This is a genomic window from Aliivibrio friggae (genome assembly GCF_057368515.1).
In genome coordinates, this window is record NZ_CM170649.1 from 208,032 (window position 1) to 234,133 (window position 26,102).

General features: G+C 38.1%; 23 protein-coding genes and 2 riboswitches. Of the genes, 14 read left to right on the forward strand and 9 right to left on the reverse strand.

Features of this window, described 5'->3' with window-relative positions; translation table 11 throughout:
* Entirely contained in the window at positions 1-3,093 is a 3,093-nt protein-coding gene (locus AC2INI_RS14525) for a molybdopterin-dependent oxidoreductase (protein WP_486306207.1), read from the forward strand.
* Positions 3,094-3,370: 277 nt separating this feature from the next.
* A complete protein-coding gene (locus AC2INI_RS14530; RefSeq protein ID WP_486306208.1) occupies positions 3,371-3,946 on the forward strand; it encodes a hypothetical protein in 576 nt (191 codons plus the stop codon).
* A 55-nt stretch (positions 3,947-4,001) separates the two neighbouring features.
* Here AC2INI_RS14530 and AC2INI_RS14535 read toward each other — a convergent pair whose 3' ends face one another.
* Positions 4,002-5,123 carry a multidrug effflux MFS transporter gene (locus AC2INI_RS14535; protein WP_486306209.1) on the reverse strand — a complete coding sequence of 374 codons (1,122 nt, stop codon included), beginning with the start codon at positions 5,121-5,123 and terminating at the stop codon, positions 4,002-4,004.
* A gap of 98 nt (positions 5,124-5,221) precedes the next feature.
* On the opposite strand from AC2INI_RS14535, the gene AC2INI_RS14540 reads away from it, so the two are divergent.
* The 3 genes from AC2INI_RS14540 to AC2INI_RS14550 all read left to right on the forward strand — a co-directional run bounded on the left by AC2INI_RS14540 (position 5,222) and on the right by AC2INI_RS14550 (position 8,553).
* Entirely contained in the window at positions 5,222-5,983 is a 762-nt protein-coding gene (locus AC2INI_RS14540; protein ID WP_486306210.1) for an AraC family transcriptional regulator, read from the forward strand.
* Between the two features lie 119 nt (positions 5,984-6,102).
* Positions 6,103-7,629, forward strand: a complete 1,527-nt coding sequence (locus AC2INI_RS14545) for a YjjI family glycine radical enzyme (protein WP_486306211.1) — start codon at positions 6,103-6,105, stop codon at positions 7,627-7,629.
* A 12-nt stretch (positions 7,630-7,641) separates the two neighbouring features.
* Complete coding sequence (locus tag AC2INI_RS14550; protein WP_486306212.1) at positions 7,642-8,553, forward strand: YjjW family glycine radical enzyme activase; 912 nt, start codon at positions 7,642-7,644, stop codon at positions 8,551-8,553.
* A gap of 36 nt (positions 8,554-8,589) precedes the next feature.
* Here the strand turns inward: AC2INI_RS14550 and AC2INI_RS14555 are convergent, their stop codons facing one another.
* Together AC2INI_RS14555 and AC2INI_RS14560 are read right to left on the reverse strand one after the other, a co-directional pair.
* Positions 8,590-9,354: a class I SAM-dependent methyltransferase gene (locus tag AC2INI_RS14555; RefSeq protein ID WP_122032153.1), complete on the reverse strand. Its 765-nt coding sequence runs from the start codon at positions 9,352-9,354 to the stop codon at positions 8,590-8,592.
* A 100-nt stretch (positions 9,355-9,454) separates the two neighbouring features.
* Positions 9,455-10,366: a LysR family transcriptional regulator gene (locus AC2INI_RS14560; protein ID WP_486306213.1), complete on the reverse strand. Its 912-nt coding sequence runs from the start codon at positions 10,364-10,366 to the stop codon at positions 9,455-9,457.
* Positions 10,367-10,449: 83 nt separating this feature from the next.
* Positions 10,450-10,582: riboswitch (yybP-ykoY riboswitch) on the forward strand.
* Positions 10,583-10,676: 94 nt separating this feature from the next.
* On the opposite strand from AC2INI_RS14560, the gene AC2INI_RS14565 reads away from it, so the two are divergent.
* The 3 genes from AC2INI_RS14565 to AC2INI_RS14575 all read left to right on the forward strand — a co-directional run bounded on the left by AC2INI_RS14565 (position 10,677) and on the right by AC2INI_RS14575 (position 13,681).
* Positions 10,677-11,234 carry a TMEM165/GDT1 family protein gene (locus AC2INI_RS14565; RefSeq protein WP_486306214.1) on the forward strand — a complete coding sequence of 186 codons (558 nt, stop codon included), beginning with the start codon at positions 10,677-10,679 and terminating at the stop codon, positions 11,232-11,234.
* A gap of 100 nt (positions 11,235-11,334) precedes the next feature.
* A complete protein-coding gene (nfsA, locus tag AC2INI_RS14570) occupies positions 11,335-12,057 on the forward strand; it encodes an oxygen-insensitive NADPH nitroreductase (RefSeq protein ID WP_486306215.1) in 723 nt (240 codons plus the stop codon).
* 253 nt (positions 12,058-12,310) lie between these two features.
* The gene (locus AC2INI_RS14575) at positions 12,311-13,681 is read left to right on the forward strand and encodes an L-serine ammonia-lyase (RefSeq protein WP_486306216.1); all 1,371 of its coding nucleotides are present in this window, start codon (positions 12,311-12,313) and stop codon (positions 13,679-13,681) included.
* Positions 13,682-13,777: 96 nt separating this feature from the next.
* On the opposite strand, the gene AC2INI_RS14580 is transcribed toward AC2INI_RS14575, so the two are convergent.
* The 4 genes from AC2INI_RS14580 to AC2INI_RS14595 all read right to left on the reverse strand — a co-directional run bounded on the left by AC2INI_RS14580 (position 13,778) and on the right by AC2INI_RS14595 (position 18,660).
* Positions 13,778-15,634, reverse strand: a complete 1,857-nt coding sequence (locus AC2INI_RS14580; protein WP_486306217.1) for a methyl-accepting chemotaxis protein — start codon at positions 15,632-15,634, stop codon at positions 13,778-13,780.
* Between the two features lie 280 nt (positions 15,635-15,914).
* Positions 15,915-16,706, reverse strand: a complete 792-nt coding sequence (locus AC2INI_RS14585) for an ABC transporter ATP-binding protein (RefSeq protein WP_486306218.1) — start codon at positions 16,704-16,706, stop codon at positions 15,915-15,917.
* Positions 16,703-17,743: a FecCD family ABC transporter permease gene (locus tag AC2INI_RS14590; RefSeq protein ID WP_486306219.1), complete on the reverse strand. Its 1,041-nt coding sequence runs from the start codon at positions 17,741-17,743 to the stop codon at positions 16,703-16,705. Before AC2INI_RS14590 ends, AC2INI_RS14585 begins: the two co-directional genes overlap by 4 nt.
* Positions 17,743-18,660, reverse strand: coding sequence for an ABC transporter substrate-binding protein (locus AC2INI_RS14595; protein WP_486306220.1), 918 nt, complete (start codon positions 18,658-18,660; stop codon positions 17,743-17,745). Before AC2INI_RS14595 ends, AC2INI_RS14590 begins: the two co-directional genes overlap by 1 nt.
* A gap of 64 nt (positions 18,661-18,724) precedes the next feature.
* A riboswitch (cobalamin riboswitch) is annotated at positions 18,725-18,791 on the reverse strand.
* A 148-nt stretch (positions 18,792-18,939) separates the two neighbouring features.
* Between AC2INI_RS14595 and AC2INI_RS14600 the strand changes: the two genes are divergently transcribed.
* The 3 genes from AC2INI_RS14600 (at position 18,940) to AC2INI_RS14610 (ending at position 22,005) form a co-directional block, all read left to right on the forward strand.
* Entirely contained in the window at positions 18,940-19,527 is a 588-nt protein-coding gene (locus AC2INI_RS14600) for a hypothetical protein (RefSeq protein ID WP_486306221.1), read from the forward strand.
* A gap of 54 nt (positions 19,528-19,581) precedes the next feature.
* Positions 19,582-20,118 (forward strand): cobalamin adenosyltransferase, encoded by a 537-nt coding sequence (locus AC2INI_RS14605; protein WP_486306222.1) that lies wholly within the window; start codon positions 19,582-19,584, stop codon positions 20,116-20,118.
* A 297-nt stretch (positions 20,119-20,415) separates the two neighbouring features.
* Positions 20,416-22,005, forward strand: coding sequence for a sensor domain-containing diguanylate cyclase (locus AC2INI_RS14610; RefSeq protein WP_122032163.1), 1,590 nt, complete (start codon positions 20,416-20,418; stop codon positions 22,003-22,005).
* Positions 22,006-22,020: 15 nt separating this feature from the next.
* Here the strand turns inward: AC2INI_RS14610 and AC2INI_RS14615 are convergent, their stop codons facing one another.
* Entirely contained in the window at positions 22,021-23,214 is a 1,194-nt protein-coding gene (locus AC2INI_RS14615) for an MFS transporter (RefSeq protein ID WP_486306223.1), read from the reverse strand.
* A 113-nt stretch (positions 23,215-23,327) separates the two neighbouring features.
* On the opposite strand from AC2INI_RS14615, the gene AC2INI_RS14620 reads away from it, so the two are divergent.
* The 3 genes from AC2INI_RS14620 (at position 23,328) to AC2INI_RS14630 (ending at position 25,793) form a co-directional block, all read left to right on the forward strand.
* Positions 23,328-24,197 carry a LysR family transcriptional regulator gene (locus AC2INI_RS14620; protein WP_486306224.1) on the forward strand — a complete coding sequence of 290 codons (870 nt, stop codon included), beginning with the start codon at positions 23,328-23,330 and terminating at the stop codon, positions 24,195-24,197.
* A gap of 213 nt (positions 24,198-24,410) precedes the next feature.
* Positions 24,411-25,022, forward strand: coding sequence for a toxin-antitoxin system YwqK family antitoxin (locus AC2INI_RS14625; RefSeq protein WP_486306225.1), 612 nt, complete (start codon positions 24,411-24,413; stop codon positions 25,020-25,022).
* 387 nt (positions 25,023-25,409) lie between these two features.
* Positions 25,410-25,793, forward strand: coding sequence for a Mor transcription activator family protein (locus tag AC2INI_RS14630; RefSeq protein ID WP_122032167.1), 384 nt, complete (start codon positions 25,410-25,412; stop codon positions 25,791-25,793).
* 30 nt (positions 25,794-25,823) lie between these two features.
* Here AC2INI_RS14630 and AC2INI_RS14635 read toward each other — a convergent pair whose 3' ends face one another.
* Complete coding sequence (locus tag AC2INI_RS14635) at positions 25,824-26,096, reverse strand: hypothetical protein (protein ID WP_122032168.1); 273 nt, start codon at positions 26,094-26,096, stop codon at positions 25,824-25,826.
* Positions 26,097-26,102 lie beyond the last annotated feature (6 nt).

The following is a 26,102-nucleotide window of genomic DNA, read 5'->3' on the forward strand; positions in this document are numbered from 1 at the left end:
ATGGATAACAAACGTCGTCAGTTTTTAAAATCAGGCCTTGCTGTTGGTGGTGTAGGTGCTTTTGCAGCAGGATATGCAACCACAGGCACACACATGGCGCACGGTGTCATTGATGGAACCGCAGGTAAAAAAACTAATCATATTCATCATGGTAATTCACTAGAGCCAGAATACACGGTGACAGAAAATGGCAAATTGATTGCAAATCCAAAACAACGCGTAGCACCCTCTATGTGTTTTGGTTGTTGGACACTGTGTGGCTTACGTGTACGTATTGATAACGAAAGCGATAACATTTTACGTATCTCTGGTAATCCTTATCACCCTTTGTCTCATGAACAACAAATCCCATTCAATACGTCAGTAAAAGACGCTTATATTGGCATGGCAGGTGAAGCAGGATTAGCCGGACGTTCAACCGCTTGTGCTCGCGGTAACGGCATGATGGAGATCCGTAATAGCCCGTATCGTATTACTCAGCCATTAAAACGTGTGGGTAAACGTGGCGAAGGAAAATGGGTTCCTATCAGCTACGAGCAACTCCTAAAAGAAGTGGTTGAAGGCGGCGATCTGTTTGGTGAAGGTCATGTTGAAGGCTTACGTGAGATCCGTGATATTAAAACGCCATTAGATCCAAACAACCCTGAATATGGGCCAAAATCGAACCAACTATTAGTCACCAATGCAGGTAACGAAGGTCGTGATGATATTCTAAAACGCTTCGCTTTTAACAGCTATGGCACACGTAACTTTGGTCATCATGGCTCATATTGTGGTTATGCGTTCCGCGCAGGATCAGGAGCCTTAATGAGTGATCTCAATAAATTCGCTCATGTTAAACCAGATTTAGAACACACTGAATTTGCGATATTTATTGGCATGTCTCCTGCTCAAGCCGGTAATCCATTTAAACGCCAAGCTCGCCAATTAGCAGCCGCTCGTACTCGTGGAAATTTTGAGTACACCATTATCACACCAAGTTTGCCTGCTGGTTCATCAAGCCTAGCCGCAGGTGATAATAACCGTTGGATGCCAATTAACTCAGGGACGGATTCTGCTTTAGTGCTTGGTATGATCCAATGGATCATCACTAATGAGCGTTATAATAAAACCTTCTTAGCGCAACCAAGTGCGGCTGCAATGAAACATGCCGGCACTGCCCATTGGTGTAATGCTACTCACCTTGTTATTAGTGATGAAAACCATCCTAGAAACGGCGCATTCTTACGCGCATCTGAAATGGGCCTCCCTTTTGAAGGTAAAGCACTGTCAGACAGTGATCCTTATGTCATTATTGATGCACAAAGTAATGAACCGTCAGTTAATACGCAAAATAAACCTGCGACCTTATTTGTTAGTCAACGATTAGAGACAATTAATGGCACGATAACTGTCAAATCTTCTCTGCAACGTCTAAAAGAAGAAGCCTTTAAATATGACTTGGCTTTCTACAGTGAACAGTGTGGTATTTCACAAAAGGATATTATTGCTCTCGCGACTAAATTTACCAGTCATGGTACCAAAGCGGTGGTAGATACCCATGGTGGTAACATGCACAGTAATGGTTTCTATAATTCATTCTCTATTTTAATGCTTAACGCCCTTATCGGTAATATCAACCTAAAAGGTGGAACGATGGCAAAAGCGGGCGGGTATCCAACCTCTGCAGCGGGTCCTCGTTATAATTTTGCTAAATTCAAAGGCAAAGTAAAACCAAAAGGCGTATTTTTATCTCGTAGCAAATTCCCTTATGAAAAAACAAGCGAATACAAGCGTAAAATAGCGGCTGGACAATCGCCATATCCAACACGCTCACCTTGGTACCCTATATCAGCACCATTATTAACCGAACATTTATCGGCAGCGATTGATGGTTATCCGTACCGAGCAAAAGCATGGATTAACCACATGGCGAACCCTCTTTATGGGGTTCCAGGACTCGACAATTTATTGGGTGAGAAACTGAAAGATCCTAAACAACTCGGATTAATCGTCTCTGTTGATGCCTTTATTAACGAAACCACCGCTCTGTCTGATTATTTAGTACCAGATACTGTGACTTATGAAAGCTGGGGAATGGCAACACCGTGGCATGGCGTACCAACCAAAGCGGTGACAGCACGTTGGCCGATTGTTGAACCATTAACAGAAAAAACAGCCGACGGTCGCTCTATCAATCTAGAAAATTTCTTTATTGATATTGCAAAATCAATGGACCTTGGCGGTTTTGGTGACAATGCAATGCCTGATACTCAAGGAAATTGGCATGCAATTCACTCAGCTGAAGACTTCTATTTACGCTCAGCCGCAAACTTAGCGTATGCGGCGAATGGCGCACCAACAGCCACGGCTGAAGACATTGTTCTTTCAGGATTAGAGCGTCTAGTCCCTGAAATGCAGCGAGTATTAACGCAAGAAGAGTTTGGTAAAGTCGCTTATATTTTTGCTCGTGGCGGCCGATTTGAAGATGCAACAGAAGCCTACAAAAACGATGAGATGAAGCATAAATGGAAAAAACCGCTCTCCATTTGGAATGAAAAAGTGGGAACGTCTCGCAATACCATGACAGGAGAGCAATACATTGGCTGTCCAACTTGGTATCCACAAAAGCTCGCCGATGGTACGCCACTAGCGGATAAATACCCAAAGGCAGAGTGGCCATTTACACTAACCAACTTTAAATCAAACATTCATAGTGCGGTGTCTAATTTATCACCTCGTTTGAATTCAATTAAAGGCGTAAACCCTGTTTATATTCATCCAACAGATGCCCAAAAAATGGGAATAACAACAGGCGATGTATTTACTATCACCACACCAAGTAGCTCAACCAAAGCGTTAGCTATGCTGGTAGATGGTATCCAAATCGGTACGCTTGGTTTTGAACACGGTTTTGGTCATAAAGAGCTTGGTGAACGTGCCCACTGGATTGGCGATATTCAGCAACCCGTTAAAATGAAATCAAACGATGGCGTGAATATTAATGACATTGGATTGATTGACCCAACTCGTGAAGGTAAAGGCGTATTACTGGATTGGGTAGTAGGTGCGGCGGCAAGACAAGCGCTGCCTGCAAAAATCCAGATAGGATAAATAACTGCTGATTATCCATATTGATTAGCTGGTACTCCCTGATTAGCAGCTAATCTTAATTAATAATTATTATGTATAAATGTGGAAAACCACAATACCCAAATTTATTAATAAGTTTAATAATAAATAGCAGCGTCTATTGGCTTAAAATAAAGCCCTTATTCACTTTTAGTAATAAGGGCTTTTTATTGCGGTATTGTTAGCACAGTCCCTGTTTATGAAAACCAAATACGTTATATTGTCGCGAAATCAACCTTTATTGACAATTGAGTTTATAATGAAAAAATACGTAAACACCCTTCTTATTTCATCTTTGTTCGCTTCTTTTTCAGTCTTTTCAGCACCTGTCGAGTTTCAAAAAATCCCAGAGATCATGACAAAGTTTGAATCTGCTCAACTGTTTGTAAAGAGCTCACCAACGCTAGGTCGATTACCAAAAGCCTCTGAAATAGGTAAAGAATTTCCTACTTATGTATCTAATGGCAAAGGTGGTTACCATCTAGAAACAAGCAATACGATGATCAAAGAGGTTGTTGTCGCTAGAATGCCAGCCGCAGTTGTTGATGATGTCTATAACGAATGGTTAGTACCTCAAGACGTATGGAAAGGCACGTATGGTATTCTTCCGACCTCAACAGAATTTGCATCATTTAAGCGTATTAAAACCATCAAAGCCGTGAAGATTGATGATGAAATGCTAACACTGATGGGCAGTGAAGATGGTAAAACTGCGATCATTCAAGTGAGTTGGGATGATAAAGGGATGACAGTCTACAAAGACGGTTATCTTGCTGATTACGAATACGGTATTGCACCAGAAGAAATGAAAGCAAACTACGAACTGGCAAAATAATCAAATCAATCATAAAGAGAGGCTATTAGCGCCTCTCTTTTTATTCATACCCTCTTTATTCTCTGGATAACAAGATGGTTCCAGCCAATAAAGACATTGCTATTAGCACTAACCCTAAATCCCCGACGACACCAGCAAGACCCAATCCACTGCCAATTAAGCAATAATAAAACAAGCCTAAAATCGCTCCAGCAGTTCCTACTTGGTGTTTATAATTAACGAGTGCCGTGCTAAATATATTAGGAATAGCCATACCAAACCCAGCAACCACACTTGCCATTCCGAGCAAAAACCAAAGACTCTCTTGATACAAATACACCTGAACCGAGCCTATCAGGCTAAATACAACAGCCACCTGAATTAACCGTTGCGAGCTCCACTCTTTTTCTAACAGTCGTTTATTTAATGTACTACCAAAAATAGAAGCCACAGCTAGGACCACACCACTGTAACCAAATTCCATCGAACTTAATCCAAGCTGACTAAACATAAATGGCGCTAAAGAGTAATAGCTAAACATCATGATATTAAAGCAAGCAACCAAAATCGCACTCTTCCAAATAGCACCATCTTTAAGCATTGCCTTAAAGACACTCATAAAACTAATCGTTTGAAGATGACTAGGTTTTGTTTCTTGCAATGACACTGTAGACACAACTAAAAGCATAATAGCCATAACAAATAACAAGCTAAATACAATCAAATGCCCGAAATACTCAGCAATAAATCCCCCCAGCATTAAACCCACAACAGGGCTAATAGATACCGCAATAACCGCTACTGAAAATACTTTGCCTAACTCTTTACCCTCATAGCTATCACGTAATATTGTCTGACCGATAACAGAACCAACTGCGGCACCAAAAGCGGAAATAATACGTGCCATTAACACCATATTAAAATCAACGGCAATAATGGCCAACAGGCAACCAATAGCATAAATCAGCAAACCACATAGCATCGCTTTTCGGCGTCCAATTACATCAGCGATGCGCCCCCAGAAAACAACACCCACAGCAAAGGCCATAAAATAGATAGATAAGGTTTGACTGGCGCTTGCCATTGATATGCCAAAATAATCGACGAGGTGAGGTAATACAGGGCTATAAATGGTTTCAACAACTTGAGGGAACATCAATAGCATGATGAGTAATCCCATGTGAGGTTTTTTATTCATATTCTTTTCTTCTAAAATTGGAATAAAAGAAGTATAAAGATTTGCGCCATGGTCAAATATCAACAGTAGAACAATAAACATCAAAATAAGGACAAGCTATGTTAATCGATGGAAAAACACCATTTAATGTCGATAACACCCTCTATCCTTTTGTGGGGATTGCGGCAGAAGTAGGTAAACATGATTCAGGCATGCATAAGCATAATCGAGCTCAACTGCTATTTGCTCCGCACGGATGCATGACTATTACTCTGGATGGCTCACACTGTGTACTTCCACCAACCAAAGCCGCATGGATCCCAGCAGGCGTGAAACACTGCGCTGTCATGAGAAATGTTGTCGCTTATCGATCGCTCTATTTTGATCCCTCAGCTATTGATAACTTACCTAGCGAACTCGCCATCTTTAACGTTACCCCCTTATTGAAAGAACTTATTGAACGAATGGCCTTTTGGGAGTGGGATAAACCAAGCAATGAACAAACCAATACTCTGGCTTTATGTTGTGAGGAATTACTTCATGCTGAAAGATACGATCTCACCCTTCCTTTACCTACGGACAAACGACTCACTGCATGGTTAAATAAAATAACCACAAAGGCGATCCTTCCACAGCCATTAAATGAAATGTCGATTCAAATTGGGGCCAGTAGCAAAACCATCTCACGTTTATTCATAAAAGAAACAGGGATGCCTTATCAAGCGTGGCGACAACAATGGCGCTTACTTACCGCTATTGAACATCTTGCTGAAAATAAAAGCGTCTCAGAAGTTGCTCATTCATTAGAGTTCTCTAGTGATAGCGCATTTATTCACTTTTTCAAACAACACACAGGTGAGACACCAGCGCGATTTATGTGAACATATCGACTACTAATTATTATATTTCCAAAATAGAAATAAGTACTTCGCATACTTTCACTAAAAGAAATTATACTATTCCATTAGAATAAACCCATACTAATAAAAAGGGTTTTATCATGAGTCAAGAACGTTTCTATAGCATCATTACCGATGCAAACCTTTCTCCAAAACAGAAATCACAATATTTAGCATTAGAAGCTGAGGCTAGCTTGCCTTATATGGAGATTGACTCTGATACTCAACAAGCACTGGATGATGGCATTCTGTGTGATATGTTTGAGGGCCACGCCCCTTTTAAACCTCGTTATGTATTACCTGATTACGCAAAGTTTTTATCTCAAGGTTCAAAATACCTAGAGCTATCTGCGGCCGAAGATTTTGATGATGCATTAAATTTACTCACTATAATTTATCATCATGTCCCTTCCGTTACTTCTATCCCTGTTTATCTTGGCCAACTTGATACTGTGCTTATGCCTTTTGTTGGTACCCTTAGTGATGAAGAAATTTACCAAAAAATAAAACGCTTTTGGATAATGCTTGATCGCACACTACCTGATGCCTTCATGCACGTAAACATTGGCCCAACAGATAATATTATTTGTCGTACTATTTTACGTGTTGATGCTGAATTAAAGCAAATTGCTCCTAACTTAACCTTTATGTACGATGCTGAGATCACACCAGATGATCTGCTTCGTCAAGCGGCTGCAAATATTTGTGAGTGCAGTAAACCTCACATTGCAAATTACCCAGTACACGCAAAAGCGTACAATAACACCGGCTTTGGCATCGTCAGTTGCTACAACTCGCTACCATTAGCTGGTGGCTCTAACACTCTTGTCCGCATGAACTTAAAAGAAGTAGCTAAAAAAGCCCAAAATAAAGCGGACTTTGTTGATAACGTACTGCCTAATTACTGCAACGTTATGTTTGGCTTAATTAATACAAGAAGTGCGTTCTTGCATGAAAAATCAAATTTCTTTGAAGGTTTTTTAACCAAAGAAGGATTAATTAGTGAAGACCGATTCGCACCAATGTTTGGTATTTACGGCATGGCTGAAGCCGTCGATATTCTTATGGAAAAAGAAGGCATTGCAGCAAAATACGGTCATGATGAAATGGCAAACCAATTAGGCCATGCTATTTCAAAACAACTCTCAGAGATCGTTGATGCAACCGAGGTAAAACACGGCTATCACGGAAAAGCACTGCTTCATGCACAAGGTGGCATTAGCTTAGATCTTGATGTTACTCCAGGTGTTCGCATCCCTTATGGCACAGAACCTGATCCAGTATCTTATGTGCAAGCCACTGCTGAGCACCACCAATATTACACCTCAGGTGTCAGTGATATTTTAACCATTGATGAAACGGTTAAATCAAACCCTGAAGCGATGTTTAACTTAGCAAAAGGCGCACTGCAATTAGGCTATCGTGAGTTTACCGCCAATGTTGCTTCTAACGATTTAGTTCGTATTACAGGTTACATGGTAAAACTGTCTGATATCGCTAAGTACGACGCTGAAGGCTCTCGAACCAATACTACGTTTTTAGGAGCAGAAGCGGCGAAAAACACGGAAGTATTGAACCGTACACCTCGTGTTGTAGCGCTAGAAATGACACCTGCGTACGCAGAATAAGAAATCATTACTATGGTTAACGCTGATCTTTTGTCTGGCGATAACATCAACTACAACAAAACAGGATTGGTCAGTAAAATACTGACCTTTTCTTGTGTTGATGGCCCAGGAAACCGCCTTGTGATCTTCTTACAAGGCTGTAATTACGATTGTATAACTTGTCATAACCCTCACACCATTAATCACTGTGATCATTGTGGTGATTGCGTAGAGCCATGCCCAACAGGTGCATTAACCTTTGATGATTCACCAAACAAGAAAGTTATATGGAATGAAGCGCTGTGTACTCAATGTGATAAATGCATTGATGTCTGTCCAAGTAAATCAAACCCAAAGATAACAACGTATACGGTAGGAAAGCTAATTAAATTCACCAAAAAACACGCGCCATTTTTAAGTGGTGTTACAATTTCTGGTGGTGAAGCGACCCTACAATTACCCTTCATTATTGAATACTTTAAAGCCATCAAATCAGAAAAATCATTAGGCCACCTTACTTGTTTCATAGACAGCAATGGCAGTCTGTCTGAGCAAGGCTGGAATAAAGTTCTACCCTATTTAGATGGGACTATGATTGACTTAAAAGCATGGCAAAATGACACGCATCTATGGTTAGTCAGTCGAGAAAACCATCGCGTATTACAGTCGATCAATCTATTAGCTAAGCACGAAAAATTGCACGAAGTTCGACTGTTGTATATTCCCAACAAAACCGATTTATTGTGCGAGATCGATGCTATTAGTGAGTATTTAAAGACATTAGCCGAACATATTATTATCCGTTTAAATGCATTCCAACATCATGGCGTGATTGGTGAAGCGTTAGTGTGGGATAAATGCAGTAAAGCACAGATGGAAGAGTTTGAAGCCAAGTTAGTGACTCGATTAGGGCGTTCAGTGATCACCCCATCGATTTATACTTAATGCTTTGGTTATTGGTTATTGGTTATTGGTTATTGGTTATTTTGAAAATACCGCAGTCAAATAGCGATTATTTAAGCCTTTAGTAAGGATCGAGTGCACTCTATAAAACAGTGCGCTCGGTTTTTTAATATAGTGTTTAACGATATTGCGACCGACACCTTGCGAGCGGTTTTCTTTAGATTCTTTTTTCGAAAACAATCCTTTAAATTCCCAATATTGGATCTGCTCAAACGTTTCACCCGCTTGATAATTTGAAGCTGAAAACAGACGATAAAAAGAGGCCACTGTAAAATCATGCAAATGGTGAGGATTCCCATCAACTGTAGGCGTGGTCGGAACCGACGCGATCATAACCCCTTGTTCATTCAACTGAGTTAATAAGTGCGTTACCATTTTTTGAGGCTCAGGCACATGCTCTATAGTTTCTAAGCTAATGATAGTATCAAAGTGCTGAAAGCCGCCCTCTTTGTTAGCTAATTGAAAATCCATACCATTACCGCATTCGTAACGTAAGTTATCCGCTTGATAATGCTCTCTGGCATAGTTAACCGCTATTGGATCAACATCAACACCAACAAATTGTTTATCAGGATGAGCTTCTGCCATTAATGCAGTGCCATATCCACAACCACAAGCAATATCTAAAATAGAACTGCCACGTAACTGTTCAGAGGCAAATTGATAGCGTTCTAAATGGATTTCCAACACATCTTGATGACCTTTATCATCTTGGTTCAGCTGTTTTGGGTAAATACGTTCTAAAGAGTGTTCTGCGGTGATCTGTTCTTGTGGTAAATCCATTTTACTGCCTTGATAAACAATTGGTTATAAAGCATCCAAATTAAATGTGATGCTGATATTTCTTCAAAAATAGTAACATTAATTATCTAAGCAGCATGTCTTATTTTTCCTTAATGCGATCACACAGCCAGCTTACAGCCTGATCATTGATACTTAATTTATTATAAACCATGCTATACACCACCTGCCCATAATCAAATGGCATCGGTTTTATCACTAACCCCTTCGCCTGACTTGCCATTTCTGCCCATTTTTTAGAGCTCGTAAATAAAAATTCAGTGTGATGACACAAGGTTGCTGCACTGCCAAAATCAGCCACAGAAATAGCGACGTCCCTTGGTTGGTATTGCTGAGCTAGACACTGCTCAAAATAAGGGACATTTAATTCCTTATCAAAAATACCAATATGTTTATAAGCTAGATAATCCTCAACCGTTAACTCCTTATCAACTAAGGGATGGTCGGCACTCATAAGACAAATCATTTCATCTTCGATCACCGTTTCCCAAACCAACTGCTTTTCAGTTGTTGGCGGCTGACTTCTATCATGTGGCAGTAAAATCACATCAACTTGGCCATTTAATAAGGCATCAAACCCCAACAGCTCTTTTGAGTGGATGTCGATATGAGAACTAGGCGCTTGAGTCGAAAGAATATCACTAATGATTGGGGCAAATATCTCAAAAGTACTTTCTCGCATTGAGAGTGAGTACTTACCAGAGAAGTCTTTAGGTTTAAACGTAGACTGATTCAGTAACCCATTCATATTATTTAAAATTTGATGCAATACGGGCCCAATTTTTAACGCATAAGAGGTTGGAATTAATTTCGTACCGTCACGATAAAACAGCTCATCATCCAATAATTGTCGTAATTGAGATAAGGTTTTACTCACACTTGATGGGCTCATGCATAATATCTCAGCACTTTGCGTTACGCTGTGTGTAGAGAGCATGACATGCAACGCAGTAAGATGCTTGAAGCTAATGCGAGAGAGTTGAATAAGATCCATTATTGCCCATCGAGTAAAAAGTTAAACCTAGAAACATTATAAAACACTTTGCAGTTGAAATAAGAAATAACATCCTTTAATATCCACCGCCTTACTCTTTGGGGAGTAGCCCGCTTTCTTGTTTTATCTAAATATAGAGAAACCTGAAAGTTCGTATATCAACATAATTGATGCAAAATCATCATGGTATACGAGACAAGTATGAGCAACTTGTTCGGCAAGACCTTAGATTAACATCACGAACCATTGGGTGGGCGTGAGGTTTGTCTATGGATCTTATAATTATAATCCCGCCCAAGTGAGTAATGTCGTGAGTGTATTAGCAATATCCATAACCACCGTCGCACTAGCTGAAATCGGTGATAAAACCCAACTTCTCTCTTTGCTGCTTGCCAGTAGATACCGAAAACCAATCCCTATTATTGCCGCGATCTTTTTTGCGACTATTTTAAATCATGCTTTAGCTGCATATTTAGGCGTGGTTGTCGCTGATTTCTTAACCCCTGAAACCTTAAAGTGGGCTCTCATTGTTAGTTTTGTAGCAATGGCTGGTTGGGTCTTGATTCCTGACAAATTAGATGACGATGAAACCATCTCAAGCAGAGGCCCTTTTGTTGCTAGCTTCATTGCCTTTTTCATTGCTGAGATTGGTGATAAAACTCAAATCGCCACGTCGATCTTAGGTGCCCAAAATGCCGATGCTTTACATTGGGTTATTCTAGGAACAACGGTAGGTATGTTACTTGCAAACGTTCCAGTCGTATTGATTGGTAAATTCTCTGCCGATAAACTGCCGCTAACCTTAATTCATCGTGTTACTGCCGTGATCTTCCTAGGCTTGGCAGTAGGGACTTTCTTCGGGATGTAGACATAGTGAGCATGAGTGATTATTCTTGATTTAAGAAATATTGATAAATCACTCATGTAAGCTATTTACTTTTCCTACAAACCGAATAATGGACTATGTTATGAACCCTGTTATCGATACGATTCTAAACCACCGCTCTATTCGTTCTTTCACTAACGAACCTATCTCTAAAGAGCAATTAGATACCATCATCAGCGCTGGTATTGCAGCCTCTTCTTCTAGCTCACTTCAAGTAAATTCAATTATTCGTGTTACCGATATAGATAAGCGTAAAGCGTTAGTTGAGCTTTCTGGCGGTCAACCTTATGTAGAAGGCGCTGCGGAATTTTTGGTTTTTTGTATTGATTTTCAACGTCACCATGAAATGAATCCAGAAATAAAAGCTGAATATACAGAGCTAACATTGATCGGTGCTGTTGATGCAGGGATCATGGCTCAAAATTGCTTATTAGCGGCAGAATCAATGAACCTCGGTGGCGTATATATTGGCGGTTTACGAACTCACGCGCAAGAAGTCGATAATTTACTTGAGTTGCCAGATTACACCGCCGTTCTCTTTGGTATGTGTTTAGGCCATCCTGCTCAAACACCACAAAAGAAACCACGTCTAAGTCCTGATGTCATTGTTCATGAAAATACATATCAACCATTAGATAAAAGCAAAATCCATGAATACGACGACATCATGTCGACATACTATGCAACCCGTAGCAGTAATCAAAAACAAAGTTCATGGTCAGAGCAAATCACAGGCAAGTTGTCACAAGAGTCACGCCCTCATATCAAGGGGTACTTGAATAACAAAGGCCTAGCGATTAAGTAATCAATAAATCCTTTACCCCTTCTTTTTTGGGGTATTTGTCCTTCCATATTCATGTTACTTTCCGCCTCATTAATCCCGAGTTATCATTATGTGTACTTGGGATTTTTAATTTTGATACCAACTAACGAAATTCAATTGGTATCAGCACAAATCTACAAAACAACTAAACTTAATAATTATAATAGCAATGCCTGTAAATGCCGCTCACACATTTATATTCTTGGTTTTGCAACTCTAAAATAGGTAATGTCTTATGCTGTCTATCTTTGATATCTACAAAATTGGCGTTGGGCCATCAAGCTCACACACAAATGGTCCTATGATTGCTGGGTACAACTTCACCCAACTTATTCAACCACATTTAGCGCAAGTTTCTCGTGTTCAGGTTGATTTATATGGTTCACTCTCTTTAACGGGGATCGGCCACCACACTGACCGTGCAACCATTTTAGGGTTACTGGGAAATCGTCCAGATAATATCAAGATTACCAGCGCCAACTTAGCCATGAAAAAAGCAATTGAAGATAAAATATTACGCATTGCTGGCGATCATGAAATCATTTTTGATTATGAAACGGATATGCTATTTCATAAAACCAACTTACCTTTACATGAAAATGGCATGACGATTTCTGCGTTTAATAACACAGGAGATCTATTAGTAATCGAAACCTACTACTCAGTTGGTGGTGGTTTTATTGCAACCGCAGATGAATTAACGAATGGAAAAAGCACCACTACTGTTGAGGTTGAATTCCCATTTAAGTCTGCTGATGAGATGCTAGAAAAAGCAGAAGAACAAGGATTAAGCTTAGGTGCTTTTGTACTACGTAACGAAGTTGCATTTCAACCGATGGAAGCCATTGATGCAAAAGCCGACCAAATTTGGAAGGTAATGTCTCTTTGTATGGACCGTGGTTTTCAAACAGAAGGCATCCTTGAAGGCGGCCTAAATGTCGTTCGTCGTGCACCTGCTTTATTGAAAAAGCTAGAAGCAAACGCCTCTATTGAGAATGATCCAATGGAGATCATGGATTGGATTAACTTATTTGCCTTTGCAGTAAGTGAAGAAAACGCAGCAGGCGGCCAAGTAGTAACATCACCAACCAATGGTGCTGCTGGCGTCATTCCTGGCGTGTTAATGTATTACCATAGATTCATTAAAGAACTAGATACGAAACAACTAAAAGACTTCTTAGCTGTCTCTGGTGCCATTGGTATTTTATACAAAACCAATGCCTCGATTTCTGGTGCTGAGGTGGGTTGTCAGGGTGAAGTCGGCGTTTCATCCTCAATGGCAGCAGCAGGACTAACAGCACTTCGCGGCGGCAGTAATGAGCAAATTTGTATGGCAGCGGAAATTGCCATGGAACACTCATTGGGCATGACCTGTGACCCGATTGGTGGTCTTGTTCAAGTGCCTTGTATCGAACGTAATGCAATGGGGTCAATGAAAGCAATCAACGCCTCTCGCATGGCTCTTAAGCGTACAAGCAAATGTCTTATCTCACTCGATAAAGTGATCGATACCATGTATCAAACAGGTAAAGACATGAACCGTAAATACCGTGAAACATCACTTGGTGGATTGGCGTTAATTCACATGGCACCACCATGTGAGTAATTTCATCTAACCAATAAACAAAAAATCCAGAGCGACTCAAACGAGGCTCTGGATTTTTTATGTTAATCCATCTGAAAATATCAGATAACGAATACTTTATTTATTCTCTCCATCAAAGAATGAAATATTCTCTTTCAATTTATCGGTTAATACTGAAATTTGATCATTAACAACAACGGTTTCTTTTAGGTATTGAATATTTTGTTTGGACATATCATTCATGTGATTTAACGAAACTGAAATTTTCTCAGCAACCAATACTTGATTTTTAGAATCAGAGTTGACTGCATTATTAATCCTAGACACTTCATTGACGTTGTCAGTAAGACCATCAAAGACAACAGATAGGGTCGAAACTATTTTCTTCGACTCTTCAATCAACGATACGTTATCAATCATGAAGTTATCGGTTTTTATAGATTGCTCTTTTAACTTAGAAATGATTTCTTTTACATTAACAGTTGAGCTCTGTGTTTTAGTGGCTAAGGTTCGAACTTCATCTGCCACCACAGAAAAACCTCTACCAAACTCCCCAGCTCTTGCTGCTTCTATTGCGGCGTTTAATGCTAATAAATTAGTTTGTTCTGAAATGGTTTCAATCACTTCAATTACCGAATCTATCGCTTCTGTGTACTTCCGCATATCTTTAGTTAATTCAGCTGAACACTCCATTGTATGAGTTATTTTTTGAGATATTTCTTCAGATTTATTCAATGTTAAACGACTATTTTCTATTGAATTAAGTGCTTTATCCGTCGATATTTTCGCTAATTCAGCTTGTTCAGCAACGCTCTTTGCGATTACAGAAAGATCGTTAGAGTTTTGCAATGAATCACCAACAAGCAACATACTTTCTTGCAATCCTACATCACTATTTTCTACGACTTTACTAATGCTTTCTTGGCTATTCATAAGCTCACTAACCACATGAGAAGAGAGCCGAGTTGTTTTTAATATCGTTGTATTCATTTCTTTTAAAGAGTTAATAATAAGATCTAGTTCATTTCCAGAAGATGAAATATCAGGCACATGGAATTCTCCTTTTGACATGCTTACTATATTTTCAGATATAATCGGTAATATTTTCAATTCCCTTTTCACCACAACACATACAATTAAGGAAAGGAACGCCCCTATAAATATAAATAAAACAAATATAAAAACCATCAAGTCATTTAGTTTTTTTAAATTTTCTTTTTGTCCAGTAAAAGAAAAAAGTTGATAATTTTTTCCAATCGCTGTTTTTGATACTGTATAAATGTCATTATCAGGAGTGTCATATAAGTAGGGTAATTTTGTCACATTTTCAAACTCAGGTCTTATCTTATAAATATTTTTATACAACCACCCTTCCGTTGTTTTATCGGCAACGATAACTGTGCCTTTATTATCAGTAATTGCGTATTCTAAATTTAAATCTACCATCAATAAAGACAACGAAATATCAGCGCCAAGGATACCGATAATTTCATTATTTTTATAAATAGGCACAGATACCGTAACGACACTTTCTCCATTCTCTTCTGACATATAAGGGGCTGAAATATTTGAGCTCATTTCATCTATAGCTACGCTATTAAACCACTCTCGCCCGACTTCTCTTGCGTTAAACCCAGGAACCCAACCATTAAGATTATCACTAAAAACATCCCCTTTTAAATTAGCAACAAACAATCCAATAACAGCATCATTTTCTTTATTCGTAAGTTTAAGTTTTTCTAGTAACTCACTATTTTTTTCAATATCAACAGTAATAGCAATGCTTTTCATTAATGTTGTAAGTGAATCTAACTTACCTCTAAATGTTTTAGAAATAACATTCACAACATCATTATTAGTTGTTGTTATTCTTTCATCTTTAATATCATTTATTTTCCAATAAAGAAAAACGCTAGATATCATCATAGATAAAATCATGCCTATTAAAAAAAAGGTATTTATTTTTTTGATCATATTAAATTTGCCAGAGTTAAAGTGGCAATATTTATAGCATCATAAATTTAAGTTACATATCCATATAAATCGCAATAAAATATTACAACATAATATTTATGAGCTAGATCACACAAAATAAAACTGACCATTCTGAATTATATTATTGGTATAATCATTCATAAAATAGATCAATTGTTTTACATCTAAAAATAAGGTTCTTCGTAGAACTACCACAAGAAAAAATCCAGAGCTCTCAAACGAGGCTCTGGATTTTTATAGGGTAAATTTGGTTACTGTTCTATCTTTTATACGGTGACACTATCGTATTCCCTGTCACTGCATGATGAGACACCATCACTAAGTCTTGGTATAAAGCTCGGATATTCTCTTCACTCAATACCTCATTAGGCTTACCTTCAGCCATCACTTCACCTTGGTTAATCAAGATTAGCCGATCACAAAACTCTGCCGCAGTATTTAAGTTATGAATCGCAACCAAGGCAGATTTTCCATTCTGACACTCTTTATGGAGCACATTCATTAACTGAGATTCATGGCCAATATCCAAACTGGCGGTTGGCTCATCAAGCAACATTAAAGAGGTACCTTGGACTAAGGTTCGAGCAAAATGTACAAGTTGCTTTTCGCCTCCAGATAAATCGGTCACGGTTCTAGAACTTAAATGCCCTATTCCCACCCTGTCTAACGCCGCTTTGCTTTGATCTTTAATCAGGACTGCTGAAATGACTTCTTGTTGCTGACGGGCATGAAACCCTAAACCAATAGTTTCCATCACACTAAATGGGAATGCTGCTTCACTGTACTGGGGTAAGTAGCTCATGCTTAATGCACGCTCAATATGAGAAAGGCTCGATAGCGATTCATCTTTGATCGATATCTCACCCTGTGAATATGCTTGAAAGCCACTAATACACTTCATTAAGGTACTTTTACCAGCGCCATTAGGGCCAATAACCCCAACTAACTCCCCTGCATTCACAGAAAAAGAAATGTCTTTTAATAGCGTTTTTGAACCAACTTGATAACTTAGGTTTGATACGTTTAGTAGTGCCGCTGTTGAATTCCTCATGCTAAACGCCCTTTTCTTTGGAATCGAATAATCAAACCGATAAAGTAACAACCACCGATAAACGAGGTAATGATCCCCGCTTTCAACTCATTTGGCGCAATAATCCAACGGCCTAACAAATCACATACGAGCAAGAAAATAACACCAAAAATGGCAGAGAACGGCAACAGCTTTTCATGCGCAGGCCCAACCAATAAACGCACTAAATGTGGCACCATCAAACCAATAAAACCAATTGGTCCGGCTATCGCTATCGACATTGCCGTTAACAAAGTAGCGAACATCAATAGTTTGAATCGGGTCTGCTTTACATTAAGCCCCATACCGTGCGCGCTTTCTTCACCTAATGCTAATAAATTTAAGGCGCGACTCTCTTTTAAGAGCAAAATTGAAACGACAATAATGACAGGCGTTGGCCATAATAAATGTTGCCACATACGGCCATCTAATCCACCCATTGCCCAAAAGACAAATTGGCTGACTTCGTATTGCTGAGCCATTAATAACAACCCCATTCGAGCGCCACCCAATAAACTTGAGAGTGCTAACCCCGTTAAGATTAAAAACAATATTTGAGAGGATGAATGACGAGATGCAAGCACATAAATAAATGCTGATGCCGCTAGTGCACCCACCGTAGTAAAAATAGGTAACCACATCGGGTTCATAAACGAGAAGCCAGATACAATTGCGATGACTGCCCCAAAACTACTGCCAGAACTCACACCTAGCACATCTGGACTGGCTAATGGATTTTTGAATAAGCCCTGAGTACAAGCTCCCGCCAACGCCAATGCGCCACCAGCCAGAATAGCGGCACACGCTCTTGGTAAACGAATGTGCATTACAATCGCAGAGGCTAATGGGTATTCTTTTGCTGCGAATTCGCTACCATTAAGTAAGTAACTCTTAAACATCGCCAATATATCGAGAACAGGGATATGCACTGCTCCAAGGCTGAGATACGCCAAAAACAGACTAATAAACAGACTGACTGAGGTAATAATTTGAAATGATGTTAAACGATAAAAAGGCATTAGAGTTTCTTATACGCAGAATGATTAACAAAAAGAACAGCATCAATAATGTACTGACTATAAACGCTTCTTAATACATGAGGCATTTGATACACACGCCCTTCTTTAATGGCAGTGACAGATTGTAGTGATGGGTCAGACATTACTTCTTGCTTAAACTGTTCAGCCCCATCCTTATCGCCATAAACCCATGCAGGAATAAATAACACATCAGGGTTAAGCACAATGACCATTTCTTTTGATACAGGCACTTGGCCGTACTTATCACTGACTAACCCTTCAATCGCATTATCCAAATCCGCTTGTTCTAATACTTCATCCCATGTTGAGTCTTGCCCACTAGAGGTTCCCCAAGGGTTGTAGTCTAAGGCTGTTAATCTTTGTTTTGGCTTAATCACATCTTGAGTTAATCGCGCTTTCATTTTGGCAACGACTTTTTTAGCCGCTTCACTTTTGTTAACTATCTCGCCAACACGTAAGATCTCAGTTTCGATCTCTGCAATTGTTTTAGGTGTTTGAATTCGATAAACAGGAATACCTGCACTTTCAATAATCGATAACTTTGAAGCATCACTCCAGTTAGCCGCAAACACAATATCAGGACGATTAGCAATGATCATTTCAACATTCAGTGCTAACAACGGGACTGATTTAGGAAGAATGTCTTTTACCGCTGAGTAATTAGGGTTGTTGGCTAAATCAGTCAAACTGGAGAGTGAACTGTCATCCACCAATTCTAATAACACAGCATCAGTAAATAGAGTTTTAGATGAGATTTTCTTAGGCTCTTTCTCAATAACGACAGAATTTCCTAAGCCATCAACCACGCTTAACGGATAAATAGTCTCAGCCATCGATGAAAAAGAAAATAAAAAAGAAGAGGCAATAATAAATGATTTTAACGCAGGCCAGCGCATGAAAACTCCTGTAAATCGCGTACATTATTGTTCTAATGTAATAGAACATAAAATTAAGCACTTCGTATCTGACTCAAATCCCATTGAGACTTTCACAGTGGCGCGTCCGTTACGGATTTTCACCGTATTCCGAAGATGGGTCGTATTGTACTTTGCTACCGCTATATATTCTATCTTTATACTTTCAAACCCTTTTTTATTAGAGCTAAGCAATGGAAATAGAAGTAATTTCTTTCTATAGTTACCCCTACATAGGATATATTGTGCAAAGGATTGAAAATGAAATACACGCTACTGCTTCTACTCACTCTATTTACTTCTGTTAGTTTTGCCAATAGCGAAGAAAAAATTACCCCACCTCTTATCAGTATTAACGCCATGGTTGATATTAAAGGCATTGAACAATCAGCAGAACAAGGCGCCCAAGCAATGCAAAGAATGGCAAACTCCCTTGAACTCATCGCACAAAATAGAAACCTCACTCCAGAGCAACAACAAAATATTCATAAAACAATAGAAAACATCAATAACCTTGTCGATGTTTCATCTGATTCACTTCAATCGTTACCCACTTTTTTAAAAGAATCAAAAGAAACCCTTTCAACAACCAGCACCCAATTCTTTGATGATCTAACTTTTAAAGTCATTTTATTACTTGCTATCGTTGTTCTTGCCTTAGTCGCAATTATTGCCTGCTTCTATTGGTTTATTCTTCGCCCGTTACAAAATACCCTATTACAAGCAACTACCAATATTTCAACCATGGCAAAAGCCATCGAGAATTCAGCCCTATCTCTTGAAATGACCAATAAAAATCACGACAACATTTTACAGTTACTAAGCCAAGAAAAGGATAATCAATCCTAGAGTAGACGTGATAAAGTATGTTCACTCTTTCATTGATAACTAAGTGATTTAATTATGGCACTAAAAGCATCTGGTGTGGTTGGTGAGCTTTCATACCCTTTCATTTTTGAAGACAGTCCATTGTGTGATTTTGAAATATTAACCGATGAGTTATGTGCCTATACTGGTTTGGCTCTTTCCCAAATCACTCATGTACAAGTAAGAGAATCTCTAGAGCGTTTGCAACCAAAGATATTTCATCTAAATGGTTCCATACGTGGAAAATGCGGTATTTTTGAAGAAGATGTACAAGAACTACTTGCTGAAATGCTTGCGTTTAAAGAACAAGTTGAAGATAAAGGAAAACGTTTTGTCCTTCCAAGAGGAACGGGGCCAGTGATCCAACTACACCAATGCCGTAGCCTAAGTAAAAAAGTAGTTCGCGCTTTGGTTCAAATAGATAAGTTAACCACAAAGAAGATACCAGAAACACTACCTCGTTTTGCCAATGTATTAGCTAACTACTATTTCGTACTAACACGCGTATTAAACCAAGACGCAGGAATAGAAGAACCAGAGTACGTTAGTATAAATTACCCAATGCCAAAGTAAGTAAACCTATATTTTATCAACAAGCGCCTACTGGTCTCTGATTAGTTTGTTGCTTGTTGCCTGCCTAAAACATACTTACAATGAATAACAATTAACCACATAACACTACATAAGACCCTAACCAATAACATCAAAACAAGATAGGTTAATTTTTCTTCTGTATTATTATTTTTTAACGTTGATAGAAATATTCATATGCTATAAAGTTCATCGCTTATAACACCAACAAATAATATTCTCACACAACAGTTTATTACGTAAATGGTGCCCATGTTAATTTTAAGTTAAGTGAATAAAGTGATTACATTTAATAAGTCCAATAATCTATATTTTTGGCCTCGCTTTATTGTTTTATTTTTGTGTTTATTTTCTTTCTTATTTTCTATTTTTTATTTCTATAAGCACTCAGAAAGTGAAATAAAGATTAATCAAATAAAAACAGAACAAAGTGCGCTAATTTCTGCTCAGAAAAAATACATTGCAATGACCCTTAACAGCATAGGGAAAGATCTCTTGCTGCTTTCTGATTTCATTGAGATCAATAAGGCTTACCAAAGACACGATAAAAAGCTCATTAAACTTGCCGAGTTAAATACCCTTGCTTTGAGCCTTAGAAAAGGGCTTTACGACCAACTACGTTACCTTGATCTTGATGGCAATGAGATCATACGTATTAATTATAATGATGGCATTCCTACGGTTGTACCTAAAGATCACTTACAAAATAAACGTAACAGATACTACTTTAAAGACAGCTTGAAGTTACATGACGATGAAATCTATATCTCTATTCTAGATTTAAACATTGAACACGATAAGATTGAGTTACCTTATAAGCCAATGATCCGTCTTGCGACACCTGTATTTGATGAGTACGGGACAAAACGCGGCGTAGTTGTACTCAATTATTTAGCTAAGCATCTGCTTGATGGCTTAAAGATCTTCTCATTAGAGCAACGAAACCATCATATGCTTATTAATAGCGATGATTATTTTCTTATTTATGATAAAAGACCAGAGCTAGAGTTTGCATTTATGTTTGGTGAAAATGCAGATAAAAAGTATTCTGCTATTTATCCCATAACATATGAGTGTTTTAAAAATCGCTCAAAAGGCCAATATCTAATAGGCTCAGGCATACTGACTTTTGATTCTGTCTTCTCATACCCTAAAGACATAGAAACCAATAAACACGTTTCAATCATTAAGCAAGATTCATGTTGGCGTTTAATTACCTTTGTACCAAGAGCCCCTATTTGGAGCTTAGATAAAATTGTTCAAAGTGAGCTACTTATTGTAATTAGTTTATTTCTTTTTTCTTTGCTCATGGCGTTATTAATTGCACAGCTACAGCTGAAAAAACGAATGAACCACAATAAAATCAAGAAACTAGCACATCATGATAGTCTAACTGGTTTAATTAATCGTGGTTATTTTAAAAAGCTATTTCACTGGAAAATGCAAAACGCACGAAAAGACGATACTAAATTAGCATTAATTTTTATCGACCTAGATGGTTTTAAAGATCTTAATGATAATTTCGGTCACAGTGCTGGTGATTTGGCTTTAAAAGCAGTAGCAAAAAACCTATACAGTGCATTCACTGATAACGCTTATGTAGCTCGACTTGGCGGTGATGAGTTTGCCGTACTTATTTATGATCTTGTTGAGCAACAAACAACGATCACACAAGTAGAAAAATTTATTGAAAATAGTCATGCGCCATTAATGTTAGAAGAGATGCCTTATTATTTAAGTACCAGTATTGGCATTGCTTTCTTCCCTGAACATGGCGGTTGCATCAATGATGTAATGCATAACGCTGATGCTGCAATGTATGACATTAAACGCTCAGGAAAGAATGGATTTAAGGTATTTGAACTATAAGTAACACAGACCTTCTTACGCCCATGCCACCTTGGTATGGGCGTAATGGTATAAGCGCCAGCATAGTGCAAAGATAACAATATAAAGCACTCCAGCCCCTAGCATCACGCTTTCCCATCCCCCATGTTGCCAACAGTACATTAAATAAAAACCGCCTAAACTGCCGCTGACATAGTAATGCACTAAATATAATGCGGTGGCTGTTGATTTCGCCGTTTCAGCTTTTTGGCTCACCCAACCATAAGCGAGTGAGTGGGTAAAGAAAGCCCCAAAGCTTAATATATTTAAGCCTAAAACAATCGCAATAAGTGATTCACTACTGGTGATACACATACCTATTAAACTAAGTAAGCTTCCTATAAACATACCTGAAACGGCATTGAATCGCTGACACCATAATCCAACTAAACGAGAGCTGACAGTACCAGATAAGTAACAAAGAAAAATCATCGACGTCACGCTTAAAGGCAGCGAATAAGGTGCTGCAATCAAACGAAAGCCTGTTACCGAATATAGGTTAACGAATAAAGCAAAATTAACACCGCCAATGAGCATAGCTAAAAAAATTCGTTTATTTCTTAAATGCTGAATAAGAACACGATGATAATCAGATAATGAAACTCTCTCTGCTTGCGGTGTCTCTTCTTTAGGCAAAGCTAAAGCCACAACGATTGCTCCAATCAAACTTATCATAGCCATTAGAATCACCGCGGTCTGCCAGCTAAAATGATCCGTGATAACCCCTCCGAATAATCGTCCAGAAATGCCCCCTAATGAATTCGCGCTAATATAAGCCCCAATGGCATAACTAAAGGCTTTTGTAGTAAAGGTATCCGCCATATAAGCCACAGCAACAGCAGCAAAACCAGCTAATGCCATTCCCATAACAGCACGACTTAAAATAAGAACGACAAGACTCTCAGTTAATAACGACGTTAACCCTATAACAGGAAGTAAGAATAAACTAATCAGTATAGCCTTACGTCTACCAATAAAATCAGACGCTATCGCCCACGGCAACAAACTAAGAGCTAACATCAATGTCCCCGCAGCAAGTAACCAATTAATTTGAGTTGCCGAGACAGTAAAGTGTTCAGCCAACACCGGTAACATCGGCTGAAATAAATACAGATTACAAAAGATAATAAATGACCCAAATGCCAGAGCAGCACTCACTTGGTAATACGTCTTACTACGAAATTCAATCATCTCAGTGATCGCCATTAAGAAACAATATCAAAACAGTAGCAAGTTAGATGTAATAGTGAAAATATATAATAATTATTGATTTGATAACTTTTGATTATGGCGGTTAAGTAGGTATGGATACACGATTATTAAAGTATTTTGTCGCAGTTGCAGAGCATAAAAACATCACTCACGCAGCTAAGAGCTTACATATAGCTCAACCCGCATTAAGTGTAGCAATTAGGAAATTAGAAACTGAATTAGAACTTGAGCTATTTCGTCGTCACGAACGAAAAATATCCCTAACTCACGAAGGTGAAACGCTGCTTAGTCATGCAAAACTGATCTTACAACAACTCGATGATGCCAGTTTAGCGATGAAAGAACTGAGGGGGTTAGAGAAAGGAGAAGTTCGATTCGGCGTACCGAGTATTATGGGAACTTACTATTTTCCAGAAGTACTAATGGCATTTAAGAGCCGTTATCCAAAATTAAAGCTCACGATGGTAGAAGCTGGTGCACAATCAATACAAAAAATGCTACTTGATGGCGAGATTGATCTTGGGATAACCCAAGTGAGAGACCTGCCTGATGAATTAGATTCCGATCATTTACTGCGATCACAAATGATGGCAGTTGTGAGTACTGACCATGAATTTGCCAATAAGAAAAGTCTTTCCTATTCAGAGTTCTTCTCTCAAGAGTTAGTCATGTTTAAGCAAGGTTACTTTCATCGTGCAAGGCTAGATGCTATTTGCAAACAAGAAAACCTAACGGCTAATTTTTCTTTTGAAACCAATTTATTAGCTGTCATTCTAAAAATAGTAAAACGAGACTTTGCCATTAGTGCTTTGCTTGAATTAGCCACAGAAAACGAACCTGATATTGTCTCAATTCCCTTTAGTGAGCCTATCTTTTTAGATATTTCAATTGCATGGCGAAAGAATGGTTATCTATCAAAAGCAGACCGTACTTTTTTAGAATTTGTGAAAAATAATCATTAGTACTACCTTAAGAAACACGGAAAGTTCCCTAAATTCACACCTCATTAATGAAAAGTATGACTACAAAATTCGGTACTGACATTACTAAAAATAAGTGGAATATTGAATGACAGCTTAGCTTCAACATCAAAAAAATAAAAATGATGAAAGCGAAATAAGTCAAAACAACATAGCCAGTCAATGTGAAATATTAGCAAAAAATGAGGTGCCAAAATGAAGAAATATATTCCTGTTCTAATTGCTCTAAGTACAGTATCTGGCGCCAGTTACGCCGCAACAGCACCAAAAGAAAGTTCTGTTGATTACTTACAAATGCGTAATGGTGTTGCTTATCAAGTGAACCAAGAAAGTCCGTATACAGGGTTATTTGTTCAAAAATACGATAATGGACAAATATCAACCAAAGCACAATTTAACAAAGGATTAGAAATAGGCACCGAATCCAATTGGTATCCAAATGGCCAGATGGCATCAAAACTTAACTTCAAAAACGGTAAGCTAAATGGCCAGATGCAAACCTGGTATGCAAATGGTCAGAAGAAAACAGAATTTACTTACCAGAATAATCTGTTAGATGGTCAAGCAACGCGTTGGTACGACAATGGCGAGAAGAATTTAACCATTAATTATGATGATGGTAAAAAAGATGGCCAATACACCAGCTATTACGCTAATGGCAAAAAAGCCACACAAGCAAATTACGATGACGGAAAAATCAAAGATGGTTCAGTAACTCATTGGAATAACCATGGTGATAAAGTAGAGCAACTCACTTTCAAAAATCAAAAAGTGGTTTCTGAACAAACTTGGTTGCCTGAAAGTTAATCATAAAACCTGTTTAGTATTAATAAAAAAGCCCTTATGCCTTATGGTACAAGGGTTTTTGGGTTCTAGTCGGCAAAGTCATTCTATATAGAAAACGTCCGTAGTTTAACATTAGATTTTGTTAAGTACTTCACATAAAAATAAAAAACTTATATATTGTACGATGTAATAAAAAACGTAATTTATTTTATATAACCAAAAAAGCAAATCCACAGCACTAAAAATCGTATTGAAAAATCAATAAAATAAAGCTGTATATCTTTTTATTGCAACGTAATAATAAAAAAATCAAATTTTATTTCATTTTAACAGGGAAATATTTCCTCATAGTTATTGTTGTTGTAAACTGATTCCATCTCCTTATTAACAACAAGAAAGGAGTTAATAATGAATAAAAAACGCAACAACCTCATCGAATCATTTCTATTAAAAATAAATGTAGAGACCCTACCAAAACAACTTAAAGAATTGATTGAGTTAATTGGTCCAGTTGATACGTATACATTTCTTTGTCATTACGGCGGAAAAATAAAATATATAGCAAAAAATCCATCAAGAACCGAAATGAAACATGTTATGAATGAAACAGCGCTTAAACGTCTATGTGCCAATTATGGCGGTTCAACTATTGAAGTGCCTAAACAAGAGCATCTAGATCGACAAGTTAGGAATAAATTAATAAAAAACGCAAGTATGGAAGGTGTTTCACGATCTCAGCTAGCAACTCGTTTTAACTTAAGTGTTAGGCACATCGGTAATATAAAAAAATAAAATTTTAGGGGGAAAAACTCCCCCTAATTATTATAGCGTTGGTTTTCTTTTAAATCCTATATGGTAAGCAACTTGTTGAGATATAACTGTATTCTCACCTATTTTTATCACTTTAAACCCAGAATCTTTACCAATCAAAATACCTTTTGGACAAATATCTAGACAATGATTTAATTTATCTATTTGTCGTTGCATAAAACCATCATCATCAGAGTTATTGGGATTATAACGACCAATAACGATTCGTTCTATATAGCGAACATCCGCCAAATCTAATACTGAAGAATTTTTATCTGATAGCATATTATT